23 protein-coding genes are annotated in these 25,714 nt (G+C 45.5%); 10 read left to right on the plus strand and 13 right to left on the minus strand.

The window, feature by feature from the left end; genetic code table 11:
* Positions 1-3: 3 nt before the first annotated feature.
* Complete coding sequence (locus NL645_RS08090) at positions 4-234, minus strand: glutaredoxin family protein (RefSeq protein ID WP_005377871.1); 231 nt, start codon at positions 232-234, stop codon at positions 4-6.
* Between the two features lie 138 nt (positions 235-372).
* On the opposite strand from NL645_RS08090, the gene NL645_RS08095 reads away from it, so the two are divergent.
* Both NL645_RS08095 and rlmF read left to right on the plus strand, forming a co-directional pair.
* Complete coding sequence (locus NL645_RS08095) at positions 373-888, plus strand: YgjP-like metallopeptidase domain-containing protein (protein WP_253651533.1); 516 nt, start codon at positions 373-375, stop codon at positions 886-888.
* Complete coding sequence (gene rlmF / locus NL645_RS08100) at positions 875-2,002, plus strand: 23S rRNA (adenine(1618)-N(6))-methyltransferase RlmF (RefSeq protein WP_085343194.1); 1,128 nt, start codon at positions 875-877, stop codon at positions 2,000-2,002. The genes NL645_RS08095 and rlmF overlap by 14 nt, the downstream gene beginning before the upstream one ends.
* A 72-nt stretch (positions 2,003-2,074) precedes the next feature.
* Here the strand turns inward: rlmF and NL645_RS08105 are convergent, their stop codons facing one another.
* From NL645_RS08105 to NL645_RS08130, 6 genes are all read right to left on the minus strand, one after another.
* Positions 2,075-2,395 (minus strand): hypothetical protein, encoded by a 321-nt coding sequence (locus tag NL645_RS08105; RefSeq protein ID WP_052764190.1) that lies wholly within the window; start codon positions 2,393-2,395, stop codon positions 2,075-2,077.
* A gap of 70 nt (positions 2,396-2,465) precedes the next feature.
* Positions 2,466-4,058, minus strand: coding sequence for a S41 family peptidase (locus NL645_RS08110; RefSeq protein ID WP_253651534.1), 1,593 nt, complete (start codon positions 4,056-4,058; stop codon positions 2,466-2,468).
* 363 nt (positions 4,059-4,421) lie between these two features.
* Positions 4,422-5,186, minus strand: coding sequence for a transcriptional regulator (locus tag NL645_RS08115; RefSeq protein WP_139060185.1), 765 nt, complete (start codon positions 5,184-5,186; stop codon positions 4,422-4,424).
* Positions 5,187-5,216: 30 nt separating this feature from the next.
* Entirely contained in the window at positions 5,217-5,891 is a 675-nt protein-coding gene (locus NL645_RS08120; RefSeq protein ID WP_005377862.1) for a GntR family transcriptional regulator, read from the minus strand.
* A 152-nt stretch (positions 5,892-6,043) separates the two neighbouring features.
* Positions 6,044-7,576 carry an aldehyde dehydrogenase (NADP(+)) gene (locus NL645_RS08125; protein WP_253651578.1) on the minus strand — a complete coding sequence of 511 codons (1,533 nt, stop codon included), beginning with the start codon at positions 7,574-7,576 and terminating at the stop codon, positions 6,044-6,046.
* A gap of 21 nt (positions 7,577-7,597) precedes the next feature.
* The gene (locus NL645_RS08130) at positions 7,598-8,599 is read right to left on the minus strand and encodes a 4-hydroxyproline epimerase (protein ID WP_253651535.1); all 1,002 of its coding nucleotides are present in this window, start codon (positions 8,597-8,599) and stop codon (positions 7,598-7,600) included.
* Between the two features lie 109 nt (positions 8,600-8,708).
* Between NL645_RS08130 and NL645_RS08135 the strand changes: the two genes are divergently transcribed.
* From NL645_RS08135 to NL645_RS08165, 7 genes are all read left to right on the plus strand, one after another.
* Positions 8,709-9,965 (plus strand): FAD-binding oxidoreductase, encoded by a 1,257-nt coding sequence (locus NL645_RS08135; protein ID WP_253651536.1) that lies wholly within the window; start codon positions 8,709-8,711, stop codon positions 9,963-9,965.
* Positions 9,966-10,089: 124 nt separating this feature from the next.
* Entirely contained in the window at positions 10,090-11,163 is a 1,074-nt protein-coding gene (locus NL645_RS08140; protein WP_253651537.1) for a polyamine ABC transporter substrate-binding protein, read from the plus strand.
* Positions 11,164-11,250: 87 nt separating this feature from the next.
* Positions 11,251-12,225 carry an ornithine cyclodeaminase family protein gene (locus NL645_RS08145; protein WP_253651579.1) on the plus strand — a complete coding sequence of 325 codons (975 nt, stop codon included), beginning with the start codon at positions 11,251-11,253 and terminating at the stop codon, positions 12,223-12,225.
* Between the two features lie 56 nt (positions 12,226-12,281).
* Complete coding sequence (locus tag NL645_RS08150; protein WP_005377851.1) at positions 12,282-13,196, plus strand: dihydrodipicolinate synthase family protein; 915 nt, start codon at positions 12,282-12,284, stop codon at positions 13,194-13,196.
* A 73-nt stretch (positions 13,197-13,269) separates the two neighbouring features.
* Positions 13,270-14,391 carry an ABC transporter ATP-binding protein gene (locus tag NL645_RS08155; protein ID WP_253651538.1) on the plus strand — a complete coding sequence of 374 codons (1,122 nt, stop codon included), beginning with the start codon at positions 13,270-13,272 and terminating at the stop codon, positions 14,389-14,391.
* Positions 14,388-15,668, plus strand: a complete 1,281-nt coding sequence (locus NL645_RS08160) for an ABC transporter permease (protein WP_182034936.1) — start codon at positions 14,388-14,390, stop codon at positions 15,666-15,668. The genes NL645_RS08155 and NL645_RS08160 overlap by 4 nt, the downstream gene beginning before the upstream one ends.
* A 2-nt stretch (positions 15,669-15,670) precedes the next feature.
* Positions 15,671-16,519: an ABC transporter permease gene (locus NL645_RS08165; RefSeq protein ID WP_005393492.1), complete on the plus strand. Its 849-nt coding sequence runs from the start codon at positions 15,671-15,673 to the stop codon at positions 16,517-16,519.
* Between the two features lie 120 nt (positions 16,520-16,639).
* On the opposite strand, the gene NL645_RS08170 is transcribed toward NL645_RS08165, so the two are convergent.
* Complete coding sequence (locus tag NL645_RS08170; protein WP_048626303.1) at positions 16,640-17,074, minus strand: hypothetical protein; 435 nt, start codon at positions 17,072-17,074, stop codon at positions 16,640-16,642.
* 302 nt (positions 17,075-17,376) lie between these two features.
* Here NL645_RS08170 and NL645_RS08175 point away from each other — a divergent pair, with 302 nt between their 5' ends.
* Positions 17,377-19,821: a collagenase gene (locus tag NL645_RS08175; protein ID WP_253651539.1), complete on the plus strand. Its 2,445-nt coding sequence runs from the start codon at positions 17,377-17,379 to the stop codon at positions 19,819-19,821.
* 161 nt (positions 19,822-19,982) lie between these two features.
* Here NL645_RS08175 and NL645_RS08180 read toward each other — a convergent pair whose 3' ends face one another.
* The 5 genes from NL645_RS08180 to oppB are packed head-to-tail and all read right to left on the minus strand — an operon-like array spanning position 19,983 to position 25,637.
* Positions 19,983-21,779, minus strand: coding sequence for an aminopeptidase P family protein (locus NL645_RS08180; protein ID WP_253651540.1), 1,797 nt, complete (start codon positions 21,777-21,779; stop codon positions 19,983-19,985).
* The gene (locus tag NL645_RS08185) at positions 21,779-22,771 is read right to left on the minus strand and encodes an ABC transporter ATP-binding protein (RefSeq protein WP_253651541.1); all 993 of its coding nucleotides are present in this window, start codon (positions 22,769-22,771) and stop codon (positions 21,779-21,781) included. The genes NL645_RS08180 and NL645_RS08185 overlap by 1 nt, the downstream gene beginning before the upstream one ends.
* Before the next feature lie 9 nt (positions 22,772-22,780).
* Complete coding sequence (locus NL645_RS08190; protein WP_253651542.1) at positions 22,781-23,764, minus strand: ABC transporter ATP-binding protein; 984 nt, start codon at positions 23,762-23,764, stop codon at positions 22,781-22,783.
* A 10-nt stretch (positions 23,765-23,774) separates the two neighbouring features.
* Positions 23,775-24,707 (minus strand): ABC transporter permease subunit, encoded by a 933-nt coding sequence (locus NL645_RS08195; RefSeq protein ID WP_253651543.1) that lies wholly within the window; start codon positions 24,705-24,707, stop codon positions 23,775-23,777.
* Positions 24,708-24,716: 9 nt separating this feature from the next.
* Complete coding sequence (gene oppB / locus NL645_RS08200; RefSeq protein WP_006741624.1) at positions 24,717-25,637, minus strand: oligopeptide ABC transporter permease OppB; 921 nt, start codon at positions 25,635-25,637, stop codon at positions 24,717-24,719.
* Positions 25,638-25,714: the final 77 nt, after the last annotated feature.

Below are 25,714 nucleotides of genomic sequence, written 5' to 3' on the forward strand. Positions count from 1 at the left end.
GCACTAGTCGCCTTTGTACATCTTCTCGAAGTTCTTTGGGTTCCAGCCAATCATTACCCGATCACCAATTTTTAAAACTGGCACTGAACGAGCACCAAGCGCATCAAGTTCTTTGCGACCGCGTTGCATCTTAGCATTGCACAAACGATAGTTAATATTTTTCGAATCCAGATAACGTTGAGCATCTTTGCAGTGAGGGCATTTGTCTTTGACGTAAAGGACGACACGTTTCATTGAATTTCTCTCCATTATCATTGGGAGGCGAAGTTTAACGGCCTTTCACCATAAATGAAAGGCGAAAGCTAAGGTGAAACTGTCCTTTATCTCAGGTATATTGAGCGCCTTTATTTTGTCATAACAGACGTTAATTCTATGCATCCGTCACTTCGATACATTCAAGGCTACCCACAAAACATCGTAGAGCAGGTGAGCTCATTGATAGCGAGTGGCAAGTTAGTTCCTTGGTTCGAAAAGCGTTATCCCGATAGGCACCAAATCAAAAGCGAAAGGGCGCTCTATGAGTACGCCATGGCAATCAAAAACCGCTACATGAAGAAAGCCGCGCCAATCAGTAAAGTTGTCTACGATAAGAAAATTCACGCGGTAAACAATGCGCTTGGTTTGCACAGTGTTATCAGTAGAAACCATGGCGGTAAGCTGAAGTCGAAAAACGAGATTCGCATTGCCAATGTATTTAAGGATGCGCCCGAGCCACTATTAAGAATGCTGGTGGTACATGAGTTGGCGCATACTCGTGAGAAAAGCCACGACAAGGCGTTCTATCAGCTATGTTGCTACATGGAGCCTGAGTATCACCAACTCGAATTTGATGCTCGTTTGTTTATGATTTACCTCGATTTAAAAGCGAATTTGAATGAAGAACAATAATCACAACGCGAAGCAAGCAAAGCCAAAGGCTTCAATGGCGGGTCAGAAGAAAGACGCGAATAAAGCCAAGCCGAAGCGTGTTAAAGACAAAGTTGCGCGCAAATCCCCTCAGCCTGCAGGAAAGAGCGAAGTCGAGTTCATAAAAATAGCGAAGAATGGTTTGCATGAGCGTAATGTTCATCGAGGTCGTTACGATTTTAAAAAACTTGTGGAAAGTGAACCACAGTTAAAGCCATTCGTTATCAAAAATCCGAAAGGGGAAGATTCCATAAACTTCTCTGATCCTAACGCGGTTAAAATGCTTAATAAAGCATTGCTTGCTGCGTATTATGGTGTCGAGTTCTGGGACATTCCCGACACCTACCTTTGTCCACCGATTCCGGGCCGCGCTGATTACATTCACCGAGTGGCAGAACTACTTGATAGTGAAGTAAAAGGTCAGTACGCGCACCAAAAAGTGAAAGCGTTGGACATTGGCGTGGGAGCAAACTGTATTTATCCGATTGTTGGTGTAACAAAATACGGTTGGCACTATACGGGCAGCGATGTCGATCCAAAATCCATCCAATCGGCTCAAACGATCGTAGAGCACAATCGTGTTTTGACGGGAAAAATTGCACTGGTACAGCAACACAATGATGCCAATATTTATCGAGGTATCATTCAACCGAATGATCGTTATGATGTGACGACATGTAATCCGCCATTCCACCGTTCGGCGGAAGATGCCGCTATGGGCAGCCAGCGTAAAATCGATAATCTAAAAGCAAACCAGCGTAAGAAAGGGCTAAAACCTCAAACCGCACAAGTAAAGACAAGTAAGCCTGAGTTGAATTTTGGCGGTCAAAACGCTGAATTGTGGTGTGAAGGTGGAGAAGCGGCGTTTATCCGAAAAATGGCGAATGAAAGCCAAGCTTTTGCCGCGCAGGTCTTGTGGTTTACAACACTTATATCCAAAAAAGACAACGTTCGTCCGATGCGCAAGCAGCTTGAAAAATTGGGTGTGAAAGCCATTCGTGTTGTTGAAATGAGTCAAGGGCAGAAAGTGAGCCGCTTTGTAGCTTGGTCATACATGGATAAGCAACAGCGCAAAGCATGGATTGAACTAAAGTAACGTTGACCGTTTCACACTGAACAATAAAGTAGGAAGCCCGCTGATATCAGCGGGCTTCTCTTTTGAGGAGATCTAAAACTTAATGATGGGCTCACAATCTAGTGAACTGAGAGTGACAAAGGTATCTGTTTTGGCGTAGTACAAGCCGCAGGTTTCACCTCTTATCTGCAACGTATATTGGTCTGGAAGATCCGTATAGCTGCCATCCAACAGTTGATTGTTTTTCCCTTTTACTCGTCCTTTTTCAATCAACAAATGCGGTGAAGATTCAAATACGTTATTTGCGATTCTAGGTGCTGGTGTCCCTTGGATTTCTGCGATCGCGTTTTGAATCTCTATGACTGTTTCCGGAGAGTTCTTTTTACTCAATGCTTCAACGGGTTCTTGTGACATAGCTTGGCATCCTATCAAAGAAATCGAAGTGCCTAAGAAAAGCGCAACCCGAATCAGCATTCGTAAAAAGTTAGTTGATCTCAACATGAATTGCCTCTGTTCGTAGCGGAGAGCGAAGATCGCTTAACTCCGGAGATGAAATGTTACGCGGCATGGCGTTGAAACTTGAAGAGGAGACTGGCGGACAGGTTCCTGTTTCCATGTAGTTTAGTGCCGCAGAAAGCATACCTTCAGACGGATCGCCTAATGGTTTTGTTAGGTCATCATTGACCCAGCAACCTTCCACTCTATTGTTTAAGCCTAGCTCGGTATTGATTTGGCTCTTTGGAGTAGGAATAAAACCATCAGAGAAGTCGCCAAATTTTTTCTCGTTCGCGGACTTGAACTGAATAGTGTAGTACATAGTGCCGCAGTTTTGTTCTGCTGAGAACCCATACGGTTTACCTGTGGTTGCTGAGCCTATTTGGATAACCTCAACATCAATGCCGCGCAAAGCGTTGATCAACAGTTCACTTGAGGAAGCCGTGCCTCCTGAAGTCAGCACATATACGCGCTTTTTGTTCAGTGTCGGCAGCATTTGGTCCGAATACTTTTGTGCTGCCCAGTCTATTGCTAGATTCGTAAAGCGATAGATGTTATCCCCATCTTTAATGGTACGCATCACTTTGTCGTTGTGAATCAACTCACTGAAGACTCGGTTCTGACCTGCACCGCTTAGCATGTAGCCTACTTGCGAGGACTGAAGTACTAAGCCACCGCCGTTGTAACGTAAATCAACGACGATCTCGTCAACATTCTCTGCCGAGAGCGTACTGAACGCCTCAATAAGTGGGGCTTGAGCGCTTGGTTCAAATGAGTTGTATTGTAGATAGCCGATCTGCATACCATTGTGTGCGATCACTTTGGCATTTTTAACTGGAGAAGTCATGACATCAGAGGCGGTAAGCGTCACGGTTTTCTCTAGGCCGTCAACACTCTCAAATGTGAAGGTGTAATCTTGATTGATGTCAGGGTTAAACAGCGTTCTATTAATAAAATCAATGTCGGACTGACTACCGGTGTTAACCACATCAATATTATTGATTTTCAGAAGCTTATCACCACGAGCAATGCCGCTTCTATCAGCTGGAGAGGCTTCTTCAGTATAGGAGATACGAACGTCTCTAGGTTGTACGCCACGTAGGAATGCCCAGTTAAAACCAAACCCAGCGACTAAACCAGATTGCGATGACTTCATATCATCTTCGTAAGGGACGGTAAAGTGGAAGCGATCTTTCGGTTTACCAGTCGTGGTAGTAGCAGAGGTGATCAATGTGTTGAAGTAATCCGTCACGGTTTTGTAGTTTGCTGGATTATTATCAGGAACTTCGTCATACCAAAGGTAAGTTTCGTTAGTAAAAGCTCTTAAAAAGAGTTTTTCGTGTAAAGCAGAACCTAATTCATCTGGATAGGCGGCATAATTGTTATATGGGTCTCGACCCACTCGTGGGGTTTCACATTGGTTGACAAACGAGTTTGATGGTTGGCTAAAATCACCGGCTTTCCATGTTGGTCCGGTTGCGCTGCTAGTTGACGGAGTAGATGAACCATCACCGCCGCCACCGCCACAACCTTGTAATAATGCGAGAGTGACTGCCGTTGCTAAAGAATACTTAAATTTCACTTTTCTATGTCCTTATAAATAATAGAATTATAATTATCTGTTTTGCTTTTGTTTTTATTAGCTAAGTGAATGTATTAATTTAATTCGTTCGTCTGCAAATTTATATTTAAAGAGTGTGAGGTAAATAACGTAAAAATGTTTATCTTTTATTCTTATAAATCCATTAGTTATTCCTTAAGTTCCTTAGTAGTTTCAGCGTAATAATAAGGAAAAAACAAAGATGAAATGGAGGGTTCTCTTAGTCGACTAATTGTTGTTTGCTAAATAGAAAGTAAGTTTCGGGACGGGAAACTCTACTTATTAGAGATTTGGTAGGAATAAATGATGCGTTCTAGGTTTGGGGTAAATTTTTAATCTGATGTTTTAATTTATTTTAGTCAATTGGGCGACGTGCTTTAACAGGCTTCCATCAATATCCGGCAAGTCATCTGCGAAAAATATCTGAGCGCCAGGAGTGCAGCGCATTAATATATTTGTTAGTTCACCTTCGTTGTTGGAAGTGTTAACTGCGTTAAGTTTCGCTAATTTATTACAAAGCTCGTCCTCTATTTGCACTTTTTGCTCTTCGGTGAGCCTAATGCGACCCACACACACACCTGGGTTGATGTTATGAGAAAGCGACTCTTGTTGAAATCGCTCTTTGAATAAGGTGTCCAATGCGGTACCTTCTTCCATAATAAATCGACGACCAGAACGGTAAAACAAGCCGTCTCCGAAGTTTTCGACATATCCTAGAATTTCCGCGATACGCAAATAGAATCGTAAGCTTGTATCAGAAAGTCCGTAAGTATGGGCTATCTCTTGCGGTTTAATATCACGAGAAGTCAGCATATAAATAAAATCAAGTAAATAAGGATGCTCAACGAAAAGGGCACTCTCTTCATCTGTTAGCATTTGCTCGTTTTGGTGCTGAAGCTCGTTGGCTAAGGTTGCGAGTTCGATGAGATCGGTATTCAGGTAGTTCAGATAAACAAGTACTTTATCCAAACCTAAAGCAGGATTATGTAGGTGGCGTTTAATACTAGATAAAGGGATGCCACTTTTCTCTGACAAGGAATTATAGCAAAGCCCTTCTTCTTTAATCTTTTGTCGTAGCGCTGCGAGTAAAAACTTTGGTCCAACATTCATCCTTGAATATCACCTTATTCGTTATTCCGTTTACTGGCTGATATTTTGCCTTTCAAGCAGCAGGTTTCGAATCGCTGTGCCTGCTTCTAGAATGTGTTTTTTCAGCAGGTACTTGGCGCCTTCTATATCGCGATTCTGGCACATTTCAAACAAGCTTAAGTGCTCTTCTTCTGCCTTTTTAATGCCTGTTGTAAACAATAGCTGCATGCGTATGTATCGGTCACACTTTGTGTTCAGGTTGTAAATGACGTCCATAGTTTCAGGCATGTTAGCTGGCGCATATAGGGCTTTATGGAATTCGTAGTTGTAGTTGCTCCATTCTTCTACTTCGTCGCCACTGTTCACTACAGACTCGAAACGTTCGCGAACTTCTCGCGCGCGTTCAAGGTCAGCGTCCGTCATGTTCTGAATCGCACGCTCTAAAATGTGGCACTCCACGACAGCGCGCAGTTCAAATAGCTCATTGATTTTCTCTGGAGATAGCTCGGTGACCGTCGCACCTTTGTGAGGTTCAAAGCTAACGAGTCCTTGTGCTTCCAATTGAACTAACGCTTCACGCACAGGAATTCGGCTAACATTAAACTCTTTTGCTAACGCATCTTGACGTAAAGGTTGACCAGTTTTTAACTCGCCCTTCAAGATCTGAGTTCGAATTGCTTCCTCAACGAGCTGAGTGCGCGTTTTAAAAACAGGTTTCTGTGACATTGAAGTCTCCCGTGAAATTAATATTGTATCCAATCCATTTTACTTTAGTAGTTTATTGTTTTTCTGGCACAAACCAACTAGGAAAGAAGGTTTTGAGAAGTAGAGTGAAATAAAAGGCATCAGTTGATGCCTTTTTGAGCCATTTGGTGATCTTATTGGGAGACTCTGCCATCTATGGCGCGTTGAATACCCAGTGGGTTCGACGCTTTTAATGAATCCGGCAATAAAGATTCTGGCAAAGCTTGATAAGCTACGGGACGCAACCAACGATGAATAGCCTCCGCTCCGACAGATGTTGAGGCAGAATTGGTTGAAGCAGGATATGGTCCACCATGAACCATAGCGTAACCAACCTCGACGCCAGTTGGCCAACCGTTGAATACAAGGCGTCCGGCGATTTCTTCCAAACTTGGAAGCAGTTGCTTCGCTTGTTCTTCGTCTTCAGCGGTGGCGTGAAGGGTTGCGGTGAGGGAACCTGCCAGCGAATCACTCAGTTTCAACATGTCTTCGAAATCTTCACAGGTTACGATTAACGATTGAGGGCCGAATATTTCTTCCTCCCATTGCGGGTTTTTACGCCAGTTTTTACTGTCCGTCACGAACAGTGCTGGTGAGACATTGGTCGCTTCTGCTTGTTCAGAACGAGTGACGTTAATGCCTGTTTCGGAAGTTCGCTTATCCACTTCGGATTCATATGTTTCTCGGATTCCTTGCGTTAGCAAAGTGGCCGTTGATTGTTGTCGAATTAACCCTTGAGCGGTTTCGATAAAGGCTTGCGTTTCTGGGCAATTCAAGACAAATACAACGCCTGGTTTTGTACAAAATTGTCCACAGCCCAAAGTCATAGAAGCCACAAATTCTTCAGCCAATGATGCGTTTGCCCGTATGGCTGAAGGGAGAATAAATGTTGGATTAATCGCCCCTAGTTCGCCATAGAAGGGGATTGGCTCTGGTCTTTGCTGGGCTAGATTGAACAGCGCACGGCCACCACCGACTGAACCTGTAAACCCAACCCCTTTAATTTTTGGATGGGTAACGAGTGCTTGGCCAAGTGCACGTTTGTTACCTTGCAATAGCGTGAAGATGGCTTGCGGTAAGCACTCTTTCTCAAGTGCAGCCTCAATACACTCAGCAACAAGTTGACTGGTGCCAGGGTGGGCGGTATGGCCTTTTACAATCACAGGACAGCCAGCTGCCAGTGCCGAAGCCGTATCACCACCTGCAGTGGAAAATGCGAGCGGAAAATTAGACGCACCAAACACGGCGACAGGGCCAATCGCGATTTGCTGACGACGAATATCTGGCTTCGGCAGTGGTTGACGGTCTGGGTTTGGCGTATCGAAAATTGCTTGATGGTGATTACCCGAGCTCACAACCTCGGCAAATAGTCTTAATTGGCTCGCTGTACGTCCTATTTCACCGCTTAAACGTGCTTCGGGAAGGGCAGTTTCCAAATGAGCACGAGCAACGATTTCTTCACTCTTCACTTCCAATTCAGAGGCGATAGAGCAAAGTAAGCTCGCTCGCTTTGCATTGCTTAGTTGGCGAAACTCACGCGCAACGCTTTGGGCGGCTGAGGCGGCTTGATTAACTTCTTGCTCTCCATGTACCGGAAACGCTGTGGGTAGAGGCTCACCAGTAAAGGCGTTGACTGCGTAAAAAGTGGTTGGTTCTTGTGGGTTCATCATTCTTCCTTACTATCCTTATTACTTCACTTCAAATCCGTACGCATATGGGTCTTCATCGTCTACCCATATCGTGTTGTGACCGTATACTTGTGCCCATCCTTCAATGCTTGGCAAAATAGCGGCTTTGCCATTCACTTCGGTAATGCATTCTATACGTCCTTGAAATAGGCTGCCGATGATACTTTCGTGAACAAAGTCTTCTCCTTGATTGAGTTTGCCTCTTGCATGCCATTGTGCCATGCGTGCACTAGTGCCCGTACCACATGGCGAGCGATCCAACGCTTTGTCGCCGTAAAACACAGCATTTCGAGCGGTGGCGTTTTCTTGAGTGGGCTCTCCGGTCCATAGCACGTGAGAAACACCGCACACTGTTGGATCTTCTGGATGTACGCACTCAACCGCTTGAGATACCGCTTCGCGAACTTTTGGAGAAAACATCAAAATTTCATCTGGAGAGTAGTGTTCAAGTCCGGCGTAGTTTTCTTGAGGGTCGACGATTACGTAATAGTTTCCGCCATAAGCAACATCGACGGTGAGCTCACCTAAGCCCTCTATGTCCACGGTTACGTCTTGGTGGGCGAGGTAAGCTGGTACGTTAAATATCTTTACCGACGTGACCTTGTCACCTTTTGTTTGGTAGTGCACTTCGATTTGTCCTGCTGGGACATCAAGTATCAAACGACCTTCTTTTTTGGGAGTGATAAGGCGATTCTCGATAGCGGTGGTGACGGTTCCAATGGTGCCGTGGCCACACATTGGTAAGCAGCCACTGGTTTCAATAAACAGAATTGAAGCGTCTGCGTTATCGCTGCAAGGAGGCAAGACAACTGACCCCGACATCATTGAGTGTCCGCGAGGCTCAAACATGAGTGCCTGACGAATCCAATCATAATGCTCAAGAAAGTATTGGCGCTTTTCGCTCATGGTATTGCCTTCGAGTGGAGGCACACCGCCTGCGACCAGCCTAACTGGATTGCCGCAGGTGTGGGCGTCAATACAGAAAAAAGTTCCTTGTCTCATTTTTCGCTCCTTGCTGAAAAAATGGTTGAATTAAACAATAGTGATGTTAACGTAATGTAAAATATATTGTATACAATCTACGTTTTCAAGTGTGACTCGGAGCATATTTATGTTGATCAAGGATGAAACCAAAAAGGAAAGGATCGCCGTGATAGGTGCGGGCATTATTGGCGTATCAATTGGATTGAAGTTGCAGCAGCAAGGTTATCAAGTCACGATTTTTGATCCCAATGGCGTGGGGAATGGATGCTCTAAGGGAAATGCAGGTCATATCGCGACTGAGCAAATCTTCCCTCTTGCAACGCCAGCGCTGCTTCCACAATTACCTAAAATGCTGCTAGATTCCAAAAGTCCGGTTTCGATCCGTTGGCAAGATATTCCAAATACAATCGGGTGGATGATTCGTTTTCTATTACAAACAAAGCCATCAGCCGCGGAGCGGGCAAAAAACGCGATTAAGAGTCTTAACGAGCGGTCAGTGGCAAGTTGGCGTGGCGTGCTTGATTCAATCGGAAAAGCGCATCTAATAAAAATGAATGGTTCATTGCTCACTTTTGAAAACGAGAAACTGTTTCAGAATTATCAAAGCACGCTTAACTCACTGGCTAAAAACGGTGTGACGCATCAAGTTTGGACACAAGAGGAGATTCGAGAGCGGATACCTGATCTCAGCCATAAGGTTCGTATCGGAGTCTTTTTTCCCGAAACCGGTCATACGCTAGACCCTTATCAGCTCTGTGCTGAGCTAAGTGAAGCCTTTGAAGAGCTTGGCGGTAAGGTTTTACAAAAAGGTGTATCTGCGTTGGCGAAAAATGGCGATGTGCTGGTTGAGTCTCAAACACATTCATTTGACCGAATCATTGTTGCCGCTGGTGTACATTCTAAGCCTTTGATACGGCAACTAACCGGAGTCAAAGTGCCTATTCAAGCCGAGCGTGGTTATCACCTAATGGTGGATGACAAGCGTGATGTACTGCCATTTCCTATTAGCTCTGCCGATAGAAAATTCATCATGACTCCGATGTCTGGTGGGCTACGCTTGGCAGGCACTGTTGAGTATGCCGATGTAGAATCACCACCCAATATGAAACGTTCAGAAATGCTTTTTCAGTTAGGTGATGAGATGTTTGAATCGGGGTTACATCCACTCAGGCAAGGAGAAAAGTGGATGGGGAATCGGCCTTCAACTGTCGACTCGTTACCGGTTATTGATAGCATTTGGGATGGAAATGTATTACTGGCATTTGGCCACCAACACCTTGGATTAACTCAAGCGGCGATTACGGCAGATCTCCTTTTAGAGCTTATCGAAGGAAAGCCGACATCGATTGATCTTTCACCTTTTTCACTACAACGATTTGCCTGAAAAAATTTAACATTAAATATTGTATAAAATATATTAAATGCTAGTGTTAACTTAATTTTAACAAAAATGGTGTCCAACAGCCGTATTCGGATGCCTCCAGAAAAACAACCAAAAGGAGTAAAACATGTCACGAATGACCAAAGCACCATTGGCGCTGTTGATTTCAGGAATGCTGTTGGGGACCTCTGCTTATGCTAAAGACAAATTGACGGTCGTATCTTGGGGTGGTGCATTCACCAAGAGCCAAGTGGAGGCATATCACAAGCCTTTCATTAAAAAAACAGGTGTAGAGATCGTATCCAAGGATTTCAGCGGCGGATTAGCCGAAATTAAAGCGCAGGTGGAAGCGAACAACGTGCGCTGGGATTTGGTTTCTCTCGACAAGCCGGACATTGTTCGTGGTTGTGCAGAAGGGCTATTAGAACCAGTGAGCCCAAGTATTTTGCCTCCGGGCGCAGATGGAACACCAGCACAAGAGGATTTCATTGATGGTGCGATTCACGAGTGCGCAATCAATACCATCGTTGTGTCCACAGTATTAGCGGTGAACGAAGACGCGTTTAAAGGTAAGGCTTTGCCTAGCAAGTTGACCGATCTCTTTGACCTAAAAACTTTTCCAGGTCGACGTGCATTGCAAAAACAACCTCAGGGCAATCTTGAGTGGGCACTATTGGCTGATGGTGTAAAGCCAGAAGAGGTCTACAGCCTGCTCGAAACCGAAGCGGGGCGCGAGCGTGCTTTTGCTAAGTTGGATACGATCAAATCAGAAGTACTGTGGTGGACAACCGGTGCCCAACCACCTCAAATGCTTGCAGACAAAGAAGTGGTGATCGCCTCGGCGTTTAACGGCCGAATTCACAATGCCCGTAAAGATGAAGGTCAACCATTTCGGATTATATGGGACCGTCAAATGGGTTACATGAATGGATGGGCAATACCTAAAGGTAGTGAGAACACAAAGCTTGCATTGGACTTCATCGCTTTTTCTTCAGGAACAAAACCATTAGCTGATCAAGCTAAGTACGTTGCCTATGGGCCTACGCGTAAATCGTCTTCGGCGGAGGTGAACCCAGACATTTTAGCGAACCTTCCTACCGCACCTCAAAACTTCCAAACCGCCTTCCTGATTAACGATGAATGGTGGTCAGACTACGCGGATGAACTAAATGAAGAGTTCAATACCTGGCTGCTTAACTAGGCGTTAATTTATGTGTGGGGCCGAGTTTTCATCCATAAGCGAGGTTCCATACTTTTCCTCAACTGTATTTATGTTTTCGGAGAAATGATGAAAGTCATCGAAGCACAGCAAGTCGCGCAATGTTTAACAATGAAGTCTCTTATTGAAACGATGCGTGAAATGTACTCGCGGCCAGCGACAATACCTCAACGCCGAGTCATGCCTTTAGAAGAGGGAGAATACGAGGCGTTTGCGCTACTTCCAGCTTGGAACCAGGAGTTGATTGCGGTGAAAGCCTTTACGTATTTCCCGCATAACCCTGAGCACGGCAAAGATACGCTTGCATCTAAGCTGCTTGTTTTCAGACGAAACGATGGTGAGCCGCTCGCACTCGTGGACGGTAAAGTTTTAACGTTTTGGCGCACCGCCGCAGCTTCTGCGTTGGCAGCGGACTATTTAGCGCGTCCCGATGCTGATCGTCTGTTGATCTGCGGAACGGGCAATCTTGCGCCTTATTTTGCGTGGGCATACGCTGCGGTTCGCCCACTTAAGCAGGTTTATATTTGGGGGCGTAACTCAGACAAAGCCGAGGCGACGGTAGATGCCATTGTGTCATCTTCAGAGTATCAGTCGCTTCCTGATGAGCGTCGGTTTCGCGTTTCAGTTGTAGAAAATGTGGACCACGTTATCAAACACGTTGACATCATCAGCTGTATTACCGCATCAGCAGAGCCTTTGTTTGATGGCGCAGACGTGCAGCCGGGCACCCATATTGATTTGGTCGGTAATCATGACTTGGACAAGCGTGAATGCGACTCTAAAGCAGTGCAACGAGCGCAGGTGTATGTCGATAGCCGCATTAATGTATTAGCCGAAGCGGGCGATCTTCTCATTCCAATTCAAGAGGGCGTGTTCACGTCAGACGATATCAAAGGGGAATTACCGCAGCTTTGTGCCCAACAAATCTCAGGACGTCAAAACGATGAGGTCATTACTTTATACAAATCAGTTGGCAGCGCTTTGGCTGATTTGGCCGCTGTAAAGGCGGTGTTGTTAGAAAATGGCATAGATAGCCATGCCTGAGCATTTTTGCTCGTTTATTTAAATTGCATACAATATACACATAAGGAAAGTAGTTCATGAAAATTGATTGGAAAGGTGTTTATCCGGCGGTCAGTACGCAATTTCGTCAAGATCAGTCAATCGACTTAGACGCAACGCAAACTGTTATAGACAACCAGATTAAAGATGGTGTGAATGGCATTATCTGCTTGGGTACTGTCGGTGAGAACTGCGCGTTGTACCCGGAGGAGAAACGCCAGGTCTTGCAAGCGGCAAAAGAAGTCGTAAATGGCCGTGTGCCTTTGATTGCTGGTACAGCAGAGTCTATTACCACAGCAGCTGTTGATTACATGCAGGATGCGTACAAAATTGGTATCGATGGTTGTATGGTGATGCCTGCCATGGTTTACCGCACGTCTGAGAGCGAAACGTTCGAATATTACCGCACGCTAGCAGAAGCAACGCCAGAAATGCCAATCATGATTTACAACAACCCGGTTGCTTATGGTGTCGATGTAAACCTCGATATCATGGCGAAACTGGCTGAGTTTGAAAGTATTGTAGCTATCAAAGAGTCGACCACTGATACTCGTCGTATCACCGAGCTTTACAATAAATTTGATGACCGCTTTACCGTGTTCAGTGGTGTTGATGACATCGCTCTTGAATCATTGATGCTAGGTGCGACCGGCTGGATTTCTGGTTTAACCAACGCATTCCCAGAAGAGTCCGTCGCGATTTATAAACTGGCAAGCCAAGGTCGTTATGCTGAAGCGTTAGAGATCTACCGTTGGTTCTTACCCCTACTGCGTTTAGACACCATTCCTACGCTGGTTCAGTGCATAAAATTGGCCGAGCAAGTCTGCGGACGTGGCTCTGAACAAGTTCGTGCGCCACGCCAACTCTTACAAGGTGAAGAGCGTCAACAAGTCATTCAAATGGTTGAACATGCGTTAGAAACCCGCTTAGACCTATCCAAATACAATCTGTAATTGTGCTGTTTAGTAGAGCGTTAACTGACGCTCTACTCATTCGTAATATTCAAAAAATGAGAAGAGGGAAGTCATGAGCACGGAAAACAAGGACTATGTCAGCTTTCAACACGTTAAGAAAACCTACGATGGCACGAATTTGGTGGTGAAAGACTTCAACTTAGATATTGCTCCTGGAGAGTTTGTTACTATGTTGGGGCCGTCAGGATCGGGCAAGACCACTTGCTTGATGATGCTAGCAGGCTTTGAAACTGCGACCGGTGGAGACATTTATATCGATGGCGTTCCTGTCAATCATCTCGCGCCGCACAAGCGCGATATTGGTATGGTGTTTCAAAACTATGCGTTGTTTCCACATATGACCATTGCTGAGAATCTTGCGTTTCCTTTAAAGGTGCGAAAACTCGACAGTGACACGATTCAAAGCAAAGTTCAGAGTGTATTAGAAATGGTCGAGCTTGAGCATGTTGCGACTCGATACCCAAAGCAGTTATCAGGTGGTCAACAACAGCGTGTTGCGTTAGCGCGAGCATTAGTGTTTGAGCCTAAACTCGTGTTGATGGATGAGCCGCTAGGCGCATTAGATAAGCAGCTGCGTGAGCAAATGCAGATGGAGATTAAACATTTGCATGAAAAGCTTGGTATCACCATTTTGTATGTGACGCACGATCAAGACGAAGCTCTCACTATGTCCGACCGTATTGCGGTTTTTAATCACGGCGAAGTGCAACAACTCGCGACACCAACCGAGCTTTATGAATCTCCGAGTAATACGTTTGTTGCGCAGTTTATCGGAGAAAACAACCAACTCTTAGGTTTAGTCAAAGAGTGGAACGGAAAGTATTGCCAAGTGCTCGTTGGGAAAGCGTTATTTACTGCGAAACCTGTCAGAGTATCTGAGCAAGGACAGAGAACAACACTTTCCATTCGGCCAGAAAAGATTGTTATTCAACCAGAGAAAGCGTCTTGTGAGAACCAAGTCTCGGGCGTTCTACGAGAATTGATTTATCACGGTGATCATTATCGTCTGGTCGTCGAAGTAGAGAGCGTTGGTCACTTCATCGTTAAAGTACCTAACGATAATCGTAAACACTTGCAGTTAACGCCTGGCTCAATTTGTCGTATTGGTTGGCAAAGTGAGGATTGCCATGCTCTTGATGGGACACAAACTCAAAGTAGCGAGGTAGCAGCATGAGTCGAGAGCTAACCGCATTAGATTCTGTATTGGAGATCGAACGCCAAGTTCATCAGCAAGAAACCAATCTGAAAGCGCAGTTGCAAAAGGCAGAGCGCCGAAAAAAGCTTCGCTCCATTATGCTCACAACGCCATTGGTGTGTTTTATTCTGCTTACGTTTGCTTTTCCTATTCTCGATATGCTTTATCGAAGCGTGGATAACCGAGAAATATCCCAGTCACTACCACAAACTATTCAAGCCTTAGAAAGTTGGGATTATCAAGGTCAGCCTCATCAAGAAGTCATTGAGGCATTCTCTGTTGAAGTACTTGCGCTTTATCAAAGCAAAGAGCTACCGAAAATAGCCAGCCGAATGAATATTGAAGTGTCTGGTATGCGCAGCTTATTGATGAAAACAGGTAGAAAGTTGTCTCGTTTGGCGTCGCTGCCGAGCTCGGTGACACAGTTGGCCAAGCTTGATAAGCGATGGACTAATCCTAAATATTGGGCGGCGTTTAAGAATCTTAGTGGCGCATTAACATTCAGTCATTATCTTGCTGCGCTAGACTTGCAAGTGAATGAGTTTGGAGACATTGAGCCCCAACCAGAAAAACGCCAAATATACGTCGACCTTTTCTTTAAAACTTTTTGGATGTCTATTTCAATCACCTTAATTTGTTTGGTGATGGCGTACCCCGTTGCTTACCTGCTTGCCAATCTACCTGATAAGCGCGCAAACTTACTTTTAATCATTGTGCTGCTGCCATTTTGGACGTCATTATTAGTCAGAACCACGTCTTGGATTGTTCTGCTGCAAAACCAAGGGGTCATTAATGATCTCCTTATTTGGTCGGGTTTTACTTCCGAGCGAATTCAGATGATTCACAATACCTTCGGAACGGTGGTGTCTATGGTTCACATTCTGTTGCCGTTTATGATCCTGCCTCTGTATAGCGTAATGAAAGGAATTAGCCCAACTTATTTCCGTGCTGCTCGTTCTCTAGGCGCGACGCCTTTCATTGCGTTCATGAAAGTTTATATGCCGCTTACGTTACCTGGGATAGGTGCGGGGGCCTTGCTCACTTTCATTCTTTCTATTGGTTTCTACATTACGCCCGCTTTGGTTGGTGGAAGAAGCGGACAGATGATATCCAATATGATTGCCTATCATATGCAGACATCACTGAACTGGGGGATGGCTGGCGCATTGGGTGGACTGCTTTTGTTCGTTGTACTGGTTCTGTTTTATATGTTCAACCGTGTGGTTGGCATTAACAACCTTAAGGTAGGGGGATAACCATGGCATTACCAAACTATGCATCAAAAGTAGAGCGAGTCGCTTACGCAGGTTACTTAGTTTTTTGTGGGTTGGTGCTGTTCTTTTTAATCGCTCCAATTCTGACCATCATCCCGTTATCGTTTAATGCAACGCCTTACTTTACTTTTACCGAGGGGATGCTAAACCTTGATTCGGCAGCGTATTCTACTCGCTGGTATCAAGAAATGTTTACTAGTGATCAGTGGCTGTTGGCGCTGAAAAACAGCACGTTCATTGCTTTTATGGCGACACTCGTTGCAACAGGGCTAGGAACTCTGGCGGCGTTGGGTTTAGCCAGTAGTAATTTGCCTTTTCGCAATACGATTATGGCGCTGTTGATCTCACCTATGATCGTACCAGTCATTATCTCTGCTGCTGCGATGTACTTTTTCTACACACGCCTTGGCTTATCACAAACTTATCTAGGCGTCATTTTGGCACACGCCGCGTTAGGTACGCCTTTTGTTGTCATTACCGTTACTGCGACCTTAAGCGGCTTTGATCATAGCCTGGTAAAAGCGGCGGCTAGCTTAGGAGCAAACCCTGTTTATACTTTCAGACACATTACCTTTCCGCTGATTCGTCCGGGGATGATTTCTGGCGGCTTGTTTGCCTTTGGCACATCGTTCGACGAGGTTGTGGTGGCGTTATTCCTGACTGGGGCAGAACAAAAAACCGTTCCGAGGCAGATGTGGTCAGGAATTCGAGAGCAAATTAGTCCGACCATATTGGCGGTCGCTACGTTGTTGATTTTTATGTCGGTGTGTTTGCTCGTGACATTAGAAGTTTTACGTAGACGTAATGTACGCATTCGAGGCATTCAAGAATAACCAAACTTTTGCTTTGTTGGTCACTTTGCACTTTTGTTTAGGGGCACCTCAATTTTTGATCAAATGCGCCTCATTGTAGGCGCTTTTCTTTTGTGTTTGTCGTCAGCGATGACTGACATATCACTCTTGTAGCTTAATGCCAGCTTGCTCGAAACGTGCCAAAGGCGACTTGTTCGATTGCTGATACCAACTAGCTGGCATGTTTGATTTAAGTTGCGCTTTTTCTTCCTTGCTAATCACAACATAGTGCAAAAACGTATTAAGTGTGGTTCCCATCACGTCAAACGTCATTTCCCCATCTTTGCTGATGGCTTTCAATAACCCAACGACGGTTTCCTCAGAGACTAACGGTTCAACCACCGCGTTTTTTCGTTCTTTTATTGATGTTGAAGCGGGCAGGTTTGCACGTGCCGTCTCCCAGCAAACTTTGTTGGTTTTACTGACAAGGTTGTGCTTGTAGCAGTAGTAACTGAATAAAAAGCGTGGCAGATTTTGCCAGCGTTCGGTTTGGACTTCTAACCAAAGGTGTTGTAGCTCAATATCAGCGTCGGTCATAGGAGTTGTTTAGCAAAAAGAAAAGAAACCATTTTATCGCTTTTGTGAGGAGCAATAAAAGATATTTGAATGGAAAGATAAACAACTAGTTGATCAATATTACTAAAGCAAATCGATTTCTGGCAAGCTCGTGCAACGGCAACTCGAGTACCAAAAACTGATACCGCCACATCCAGTTGTTAACAAAATGTTTCTTCTTGTCTTGCGAGTAGATTATATGGAGATGCTCTTGCAGTAATAAGGGCAGTGGCGATGCAAAAGACGTAATGCATCTAAGGAAAACTCAATATAGAAGAAATTAGATGGAACTGAAGACTTTGAGTGTCGCGATTGCGACAACATTAACCAGCACTGGCGTATTTGCGTTAAGCGAGCCAGTTTCTCAAGTTACAGAGCAACATGCACATTCGGCTCATACACACGGTGTTGAATCCAATCGAGTTGAATACCAACCAACCGCAACTCTCCCTATTCAGCCCTCCAAGGCAACTCGAGTACAGTCACTTGAAAGCCTTGATGAGTCGAGCACTGCTTGTGATTTGGAAGCATTGGTTACCGAAAGCAGTAACCAATTGATCAGCGAAATTTTAAGTCAGGGCGCGACGTGCGTGAACCAGTTATTCTCTGCTGAAAGTCGGATTCAGGAGTCGGTATTTAGCTCCGATCATATGTACAACATTGCGAAGCGTACTACGACATTGGCGAAGGGGTATACAGGTGGCGGGAGCGATGAACTCGAAACGTTGTTCTTATACTTGCGCGCGGGTTATTACGCCGAGTTTTACAATGACAACATCTCATTTATTGAATGGGTCACACCAGCGGTGAAAGAATCAGTGGATGCGTTTGTTAACAACGCAAACTTCTACGAGAACAGCGATCGTCACGGCAAAGTGCTTAGTGAAGTCATCATCACTATGGATAGTGCGGGCTTGCAGCACGCGTACTTACCACAAGTGACCCAGTGGCTTACTCGTTGGAATGATCAATACGCCCAGCACTGGTATATGCGCAATGCGGTTAATGGTGTTTTCACTATTTTGTTTGGTGGGCAGTGGAACGAGCAATTTGTGCAAGTAATTGGTAACCAAACAGACCTTGCCAAAGCTTTAGGCGATTTTGCTCTAAGGGCGTCATCAATCGGTGCTGAAGATGAGTTTATGGCCGCGAATGCAGGGCGAGAGCTCGGGCGTCTGACCAAGTATACGGGTAACGCGAGTTCTGTGGTGAAGAGTCAGCTGAGTCGAATCTTTGAACAGTATGAAATGTATGGTCGGGGTGACGCGGTTTGGCTTGCGGCGGCGGACACCGCCTCATATTACGCAGATTGTAGTGAGTTCGGAATTTGTAATTTCGAAACTGAGCTAAAAGGCTTGGTGCTATCGCAAACTTATACTTGTAGCCCGACAATCCGAATTTTGTCTCAGAATATGACGCAAGAGCAACACGCGGCCGCATGTTCTAAAATGGGCTACGAAGAGGGTTACTTTCATCAGTCATTAGAAACTGGTGAACAGCCAGTAAAAGATGACCACAATACTCAGCTCCAAGTCAATATCTTCGATTCAAGCACCGATTATGGTAAGTACGCAGGGCCAATTTTCGATATTAGTACTGACAATGGTGGTATGTATTTGGAGGGCGCCCCTTCCCAGCCGGGGAATATTCCCAACTTTATTGCTTATGAAGCCTCTTATGCGAACGCGGATCACTTTGTCTGGAACCTAGAGCACGAATACGTGCATTACTTAGATGGTCGATTTGATCTCTATGGAGGGTTTAGTCATCCAACTGAAAAAATAGTGTGGTGGAGTGAAGGCATTGCAGAGTATGTCGCTCAAGAAAATGACAACCAAGCAGCACTTGAGACGATTTTAGACGGCTCGACGTATACCTTAAGTGAGATTTTCGAGACTACTTATGATGGGTTTGATGTCGATCGAATTTATCGTTGGGGGTACTTAGCTGTACGTTTTATGTTTGAAAATCATAAAGATGACGTAAACCAAATGCTGGTGGAAACACGCCAAGGGAATTGGAGCAATTACAAAGCAACGATCACCCAATGGGCGAATTTATATCAAAGTGAGTTTGAGCAGTGGCAGCAAGCCCTTGTCTCAAATGGTGCACCTAATGCAGTCATAACCGCAAACAACAAGGGGAAAGTCGGTGAAAGCATTACATTTAGCAGTGAAAACAGTGCAGACCCAAACGGGAAGATCGTCAGCGTCTTATGGGACTTCGGTGATAGCTCGACAAGTACACAAACCAAGCCGACGCACCAATATGGGAGTGAAGGGGAGTATTCGGTCAGCCTAAGTGTGACAGACAGTGAAGGCTTGACGGCAACCGCCACTCATACTGTTGTTATCTCAGCGTTGGGCGGTAATGACACATTGCCACAAGACTGCGCGGTGCAAAGTAAAGTAAGCGGTGGGCGCTTAACAGCAGGAGAACCAGTTTGCTTGGCAAATCAACAAACCATTTGGCTGAGCGTACCAGCGGTGAATGAGAGCTCAAACCTGGCGATAACGACGGGGAATGGTACGGGCAACCTAAAGCTTGAATACAGTAACTCCGGTTGGCCGGATGATACTAATCTTCACGGGTGGTCAGATAATATTGGTAATGGAGAGTGTATTACGTTGTCAAATCAGAGTAACTACTGGGGCTACGTTAAAGTCTCTGGTGACTTTGAGAATGCCGCCATCGTCGTTGATTTTGATGTTCAGAAGTGTCGTCAGTAGGGCAATTTAACTACGTCATTTAAACTAAGTGGAGCGCCTCGCTAACATCGCGGGGCGTTTTTGTTTTTACGCCGTTATCTCTATAAAAAAAAACCAGCCCGAAGGCTGGCAAACAAGGAGTTTGAGATGAAAATGAAAACGTTATAAAACTTGCTGATATCCTATTTCTCAATAAGTTGGGTTGTGCTTTGCAGCCAGTTTTTATCTTGCGCATCAAGAAAAGGGCTAAGCGCCTGATAGACACGTGAATGGTAATGATTGAGCCAGTCTAGCTCTGCTTGATCTAGCATTGATAAATCAAGGGCGTTGGTCGCAATTGGAGCAAGAGTGATGGTCTCAAAACCGTAGAACGTGCCGAACTCATTTTGTTCTACTTCTACAACTTTAAGAATGTTCTCTATTCTTACCCCGTACTCACCTTCGCGATACACGCCTGGTTCATTAGTAATGACCATACCCGGTTTTAGCTCAACCTCGCGGTGGCTTTGCGAGAAATTTTGTGGGCCTTCGTGAACATTCAAGCAAATGCCCACGCCGTGTCCAGTGCCGCACTTGTAATCAATACCATGTTGCCATAAGACGCCGCGCGCCATGATATCAAGATTGGCACCCGTAGAGCCTTTCATGAATCGAGTCTGAGTCAGTCGGATGACCGCTTTGAGCACCAAGGTATAATCTTTGCGCTGCTTAATGGTCGGTGACCCGAAGTGGAAAGTACGGGTGATGTCTGTTGTCCCGCCAAGGTATTGACCACCAGAATCGACGAGAAAGAAGTTGCTTTCATTGACCGCCGCATTGCTTTCTTCATCGGCGGCATAATGCATTTTTGCCCCGTGAGCTGCGAAGCCTGCAATAGTGCGGAAACTGTCACTTACATAATGTCGGGTTTGACGGCGATAGTGATTCAGTTGTGCCTCAGCAGACAATTCTGTAACGAGTCCGCTTGGAACTTGCTCTTCGAGCCAGTTCATAAACCTTACTATTGCCACACCATCATCTGTTAATGCCTGTTCTAGGCTAGTTAGCTCGGTCGCATTTTTTATGGCCTTCATTGCCGTTACAGGGCAAGCCATTGGCTTTAGATTCACATTCTGTTCAATCGAACTCACCAATAAGCTGTCTGTGTGGGTTGGGTTAAAAGCGAGCGATAATCCCTCACATTGCTGATTCAAATACTGACTTACGTAGTTGTAATGGCGAATGTGTACACTCTGCTCGGTCAGCGCTCTTTCAACGTCTTGAGGCAGTTTGGCTTTATCAATAAACAGTGTCGCAAGTGATTGCTCTACGATTAGATAGGCTTCAGAAACTGGGCAGTAATTAGTATCACCACCTCGAATATTCATTGTCCACATGACATCATCTAGCGTTGACACTAATAAGCTATCTACTTGGTTCTTGGTTAACCAAGAACGGATTCTCGCTAACTTATTTTCTGTGTCAACGCCAGCAAAAGCGGTGGGATGCTCGAATACGGGTGTACTTGGGCGAAGTGGTCTTTCAAGCCAAATCGGTGCGAGTAAATCCAGGTCGAGAATGATCTTAATGTTTTTCGCTTCAAAGGCATGTTTGAGGCCTTGATAAAAAGCGTAACTGATGGCGCGCCCGTCAACCGCTACAATACTGTTTTCTGGGAGCGTGGTAGCTAGCCATTTGGCAATTGTCGGCGTTTCTGGTTGTTTGGCTTTAAACAGTTCAAGTCCTGTGCCGTGTAACTGTTCTTCAGCTTGAATATAGTAACGACCATCAGTCCACAGGCCACCACCTTGTTGGGTAATGACGACATCGCCTGCAGAACCGGTAAAACCTGAAATCCAGCTTCGCGCTAACCAATGATCCGCTGAGTATTCACTGTTATGTGGGTCATTGTTGGTCACGATATATGCAGACACGTTGTGAAAGGACATTGCCTCACGCAATAACGTAAGGCGTTGGTTTACTGAGTTAGTATTGTTCATTAAATGTTTCCTAAAGTCATATTTGAGCAATAGATATGATGCTGCTCCGAGCCTGTTTTTATTGGGTTCTGTTGCCCGCATACTTCTGTGGCTTCTGGGCATCGAGTACGAAAAACGCAACCGCTCGGTGGGTTAAGTGGAGAAGGAAGATCGCCGGGCAATAGTTGTATTTCACGGTCACGTGCTAATTGCGGATTAGCTATCGGGACAGCAGATAACAGTGCTTTAGTGTAGGGGTGTTGAGCATCATCAAATACTTTATCGTAACGTCCTACTTCCATAGGTTTACCAAGATACATCACCATAACGCGGTCGCTGATGTGGCGCACCACGCTTAAGTCGTGCGCAATCATCACCAGTGTTAACCCCATTTCTTGTTTAAGATCGTCTAGAAGATTGATGACCTGAGCTTGTATGGATACATCTAGCGCACTAACAGGTTCATCACACACGACCAAATCTGGATTGAGAATTAACGCTCTTGCAATGCCCACACGCTGGCATTGACCTCCGGAAAATTCATGTGGATAGCGGTTTCGCTGGCTCGCCAAGAGACCCACTTTATCCATCATAGCGATGACACGCTTTTCTACCTCTGCCCGTTTAAGTTGTGGCTCGTGGGTGAGCAGTGGTTCGGCGATGCATTCTGAGATGGTTAATCTCGGATTCAAACAAGCGGATGGGTCTTGAAACACCATCTGAAATTCTCTACGTCGAGAGGAAAGCTCTTTCTTACTAAACCCGCGCATGTCTTGACCTTTCCAAGTCAACTCGCCATGTGTAGGTTCAATTAAGCGAAGTAAGGCGCGTGCAAGCGTTGATTTTCCGCAGCCTGATTCCCCCACAATGCCAAGTGTTTCGCCTCGATAAACATCTAAGTCGATACCATTGACCGCTTTCACGATTTTACGTCGACTTGGAATAAGGTGGCGCGACACAGGAAAGTGGACGTTTAAATCACGAGCAGACATGAGGACTTCTTTTTTATTCATAACGCCTCCTTAAGCTTTTATTTGAATAGGAGTGATAACACTGGGTGCGTTAACGTGACAGGCAATGGACTGGCTCGTGTTTAATGGAGAAAACCGTGGGGTTTCGTATTGGCAACGCGTCTCTCGATGCTCGCACCGCTCTCTAAACGGACACCCTTTATGGTTAATCAACGCACTTGGTGGGTTACCTGGGATGGTTGGTAAACGTGGCATATCTTCAGTGATAGAAGGAATAGCCTTTAGCAGGCCTTGAGTATAGGGGTGCGCAGGTTGAGCGAACAATGTCTCGGTATCGGATTGCTCCATTTTTTGACCACCATACATGACCAATACGCGATCACACATCTCGGCGACGACGCCCATGTCGTGAGTGATCAGTAAAATAGCCGTGTTGAACTCTTGTTGTAAGTCTCGTAATAGCGTCAAAATTTGAGCCTGAACGGTCACATCCAGCGCGGTGGTTGGTTCGTCTGCAATTAGCAACTCTGGCTTACACAACAATGCCATCGCTATCATGATTCGCTGACGCATTCCGCCAGATAATTCGTGAGGGTATTGATTCATCCGAGTTTCGGGAGAGGGAATACGCACCGCATCCAACATGTGAATCGATTCAATTTTTGCTTGTTTTCGGCTCATTCCTTTATGAATCATGAGAACTTCACAAAGCTGTTTGCCAATTTTCATGAATGGATTGAGTGACGTCATCGGATCTTGAAAGATCATTCCGATTTTCTCTGCACGGATGCGGTTGAGCTGCTTTTTCGACATCGCGAGTAAATCATCATCGTGGAACATCGCGCTGCCAGACACGGCGCCGTTATCCGCGGTTAACCCCATTAACGCGAAGACAGACTGGCTTTTTCCCGAACCTGACTCTCCAACAATCCCAAGAGTTTCGCCTGCTTTAATCGAGTAGGAGAGATTACTGACCGCTTGCACTTGCCCATCTGGCGTATCGAAGCGCACGTTCATGTTTTCAATAGATAGCATGGGTTTGTCCTTATCGGTCTTTCGGGTCAAGAGCATCACGCAAGCCATCGCCGATGAAGTTAAAACAAAAGAGGGTGGCAACTAAAAACAGAGAGGGAAAAAGCAGCATCCACAATGCAACGTCAATCGTTTTTGCGCCTTCGGAAATCAGGATCCCCCAGCTTGTATCCGGTGGTTGAACACCAAGCCCTAAGAAGCTTAAAAACGATTCGAACATAATGAATCCTGGTACCATTAAGGAGGAATAAACCATCACGATCCCAAGCACATTAGGCAGAACATGGCATCGGACAATTGTCAATTTAGAAACCCCAATAGAGTGTGCGGCTTCGATGAATTCTCGCTTTTTGAGACCGAAGGTGACACCACGTACAACACGGGCAATGCCTAACCAAGATACCATTCCGATCACGATAAAAATCAGGTAGATGTTGTTGCCAAAAAGGGTAACAAACAGGATAACCATAAACATAAATGGCACCGAATCGAGCACCTCAATAATGCGCATCATTACGCTATCGACAACGCCGCCAAGATAGCCGGAAATACTTCCCCAAATCGTACCAATAACAACGGCTACTAAGGCGCCAACAAAACCTACCAAAATAGAGAGCCTGCCGCCTTGCATCGTGCGAGCAAAGACATCTTGCCCGAGGTCATCAGTACCAAAGTAATGACCACTGCTCAGTGAAGGTCTCCCTAGCTCGTATGGATCGATGAGCACTTCCCAGTCAATTTCATCATGGCCAAAAGCGGCAAGAGAGGGGCCGAAGGTGATGCATAAGGTAATGAACGCCAAAACATACACTGATGTCATCGCGGCTCTGTTTTTACGAAATCGAGTCCATGCATCCTGCCAAAGACTGCGACCTTCGACGGCTTCAATATTGTCGACGACTTGATCTTGAAGAGCTTGTGTATCCAGTTTTTTGATCGTTAACATGCCGGACTCCTAAACGCGTATACGAGGGTCGATAATCGTATATAGCAAGTCGACCACAAGGTTAAAGAAGATAGTGAGTGAAGCGACAATCAGAGTAATGCCCATTACTAGGCCGTAGTCGCGGTTGAGAGCCCCAGACACAAAGTGTTGTCCCATGCCACCTGTACCAAAGAAAATGTCGATAATCACCGAGCCAGTCACGACAGACACAAACGCAGGGCCGAGCATCGCAACGACGGGAATCAAGGATGGTCGCAAAGCGTGATGGAATAAAATGTAGGTTGTGGACAAACCTTTGGCTTTTGCCGTTCGAATGTATGGTTGGTTGAGCGTTTCAATCATTGCGCCACGCATGACGCGTGCAATACTCGCAATGGAGCCAATCGCCAGGCTGAGCACGGGAAGAACAAGAAAAGCCAGTTTTCCTCCTTCCCAACCACCAGCAGGGAACCAGCCAAGCTGAATAGCGAAAATCATGACTAAAACTGGAGCAAGCACGAACGCTGGAACTACAACTCCAGTCATCGAAAGTGTCATCAGGCCGTAATCTAGGCGGCTATTTCGGTTCAATGCCGCAATGGTGCCAAGTAACATGCCAAGTGGAACGGAGATACAAAAAGAGAGTACGCCTAATACTGCTGAAACTGGCCATGATTGTGCGACGAGCTGTGTAACACTGAAGTCTTGATAAACGAAGCTCGGACCGAGATCTCCTTGTATGAAATTACCAATGTAAATCCAAAACTGAGTAAGGAAGGGCTGGTCCAAATGGAATTTTGCTTCGATATTCGCACGTACCACTTCTGGCATAGGCCGTTCCATATCAAATGGTCCCCCCGGTGCAATGTGCATCAGCCAAAATGATACGAGTGCGATGAATAGAAGCGTGGGGATAGCGATAGTTAATCGCTTAACAATGTACCAAATCATGATCCATCATCCTTTGGTCATCCGAAATCACTTCGAACGGTTATGAATAAAAAATGGTCTGAGCTCAGGTTGCCTTC

The sequence above is a fragment of the Vibrio sp. Y51_MX_L26 genome, assembly GCF_024181935.1.
Taxonomy (GTDB): Bacteria; Pseudomonadota; Gammaproteobacteria; order Enterobacterales; family Vibrionaceae; genus Vibrio; species Vibrio diabolicus.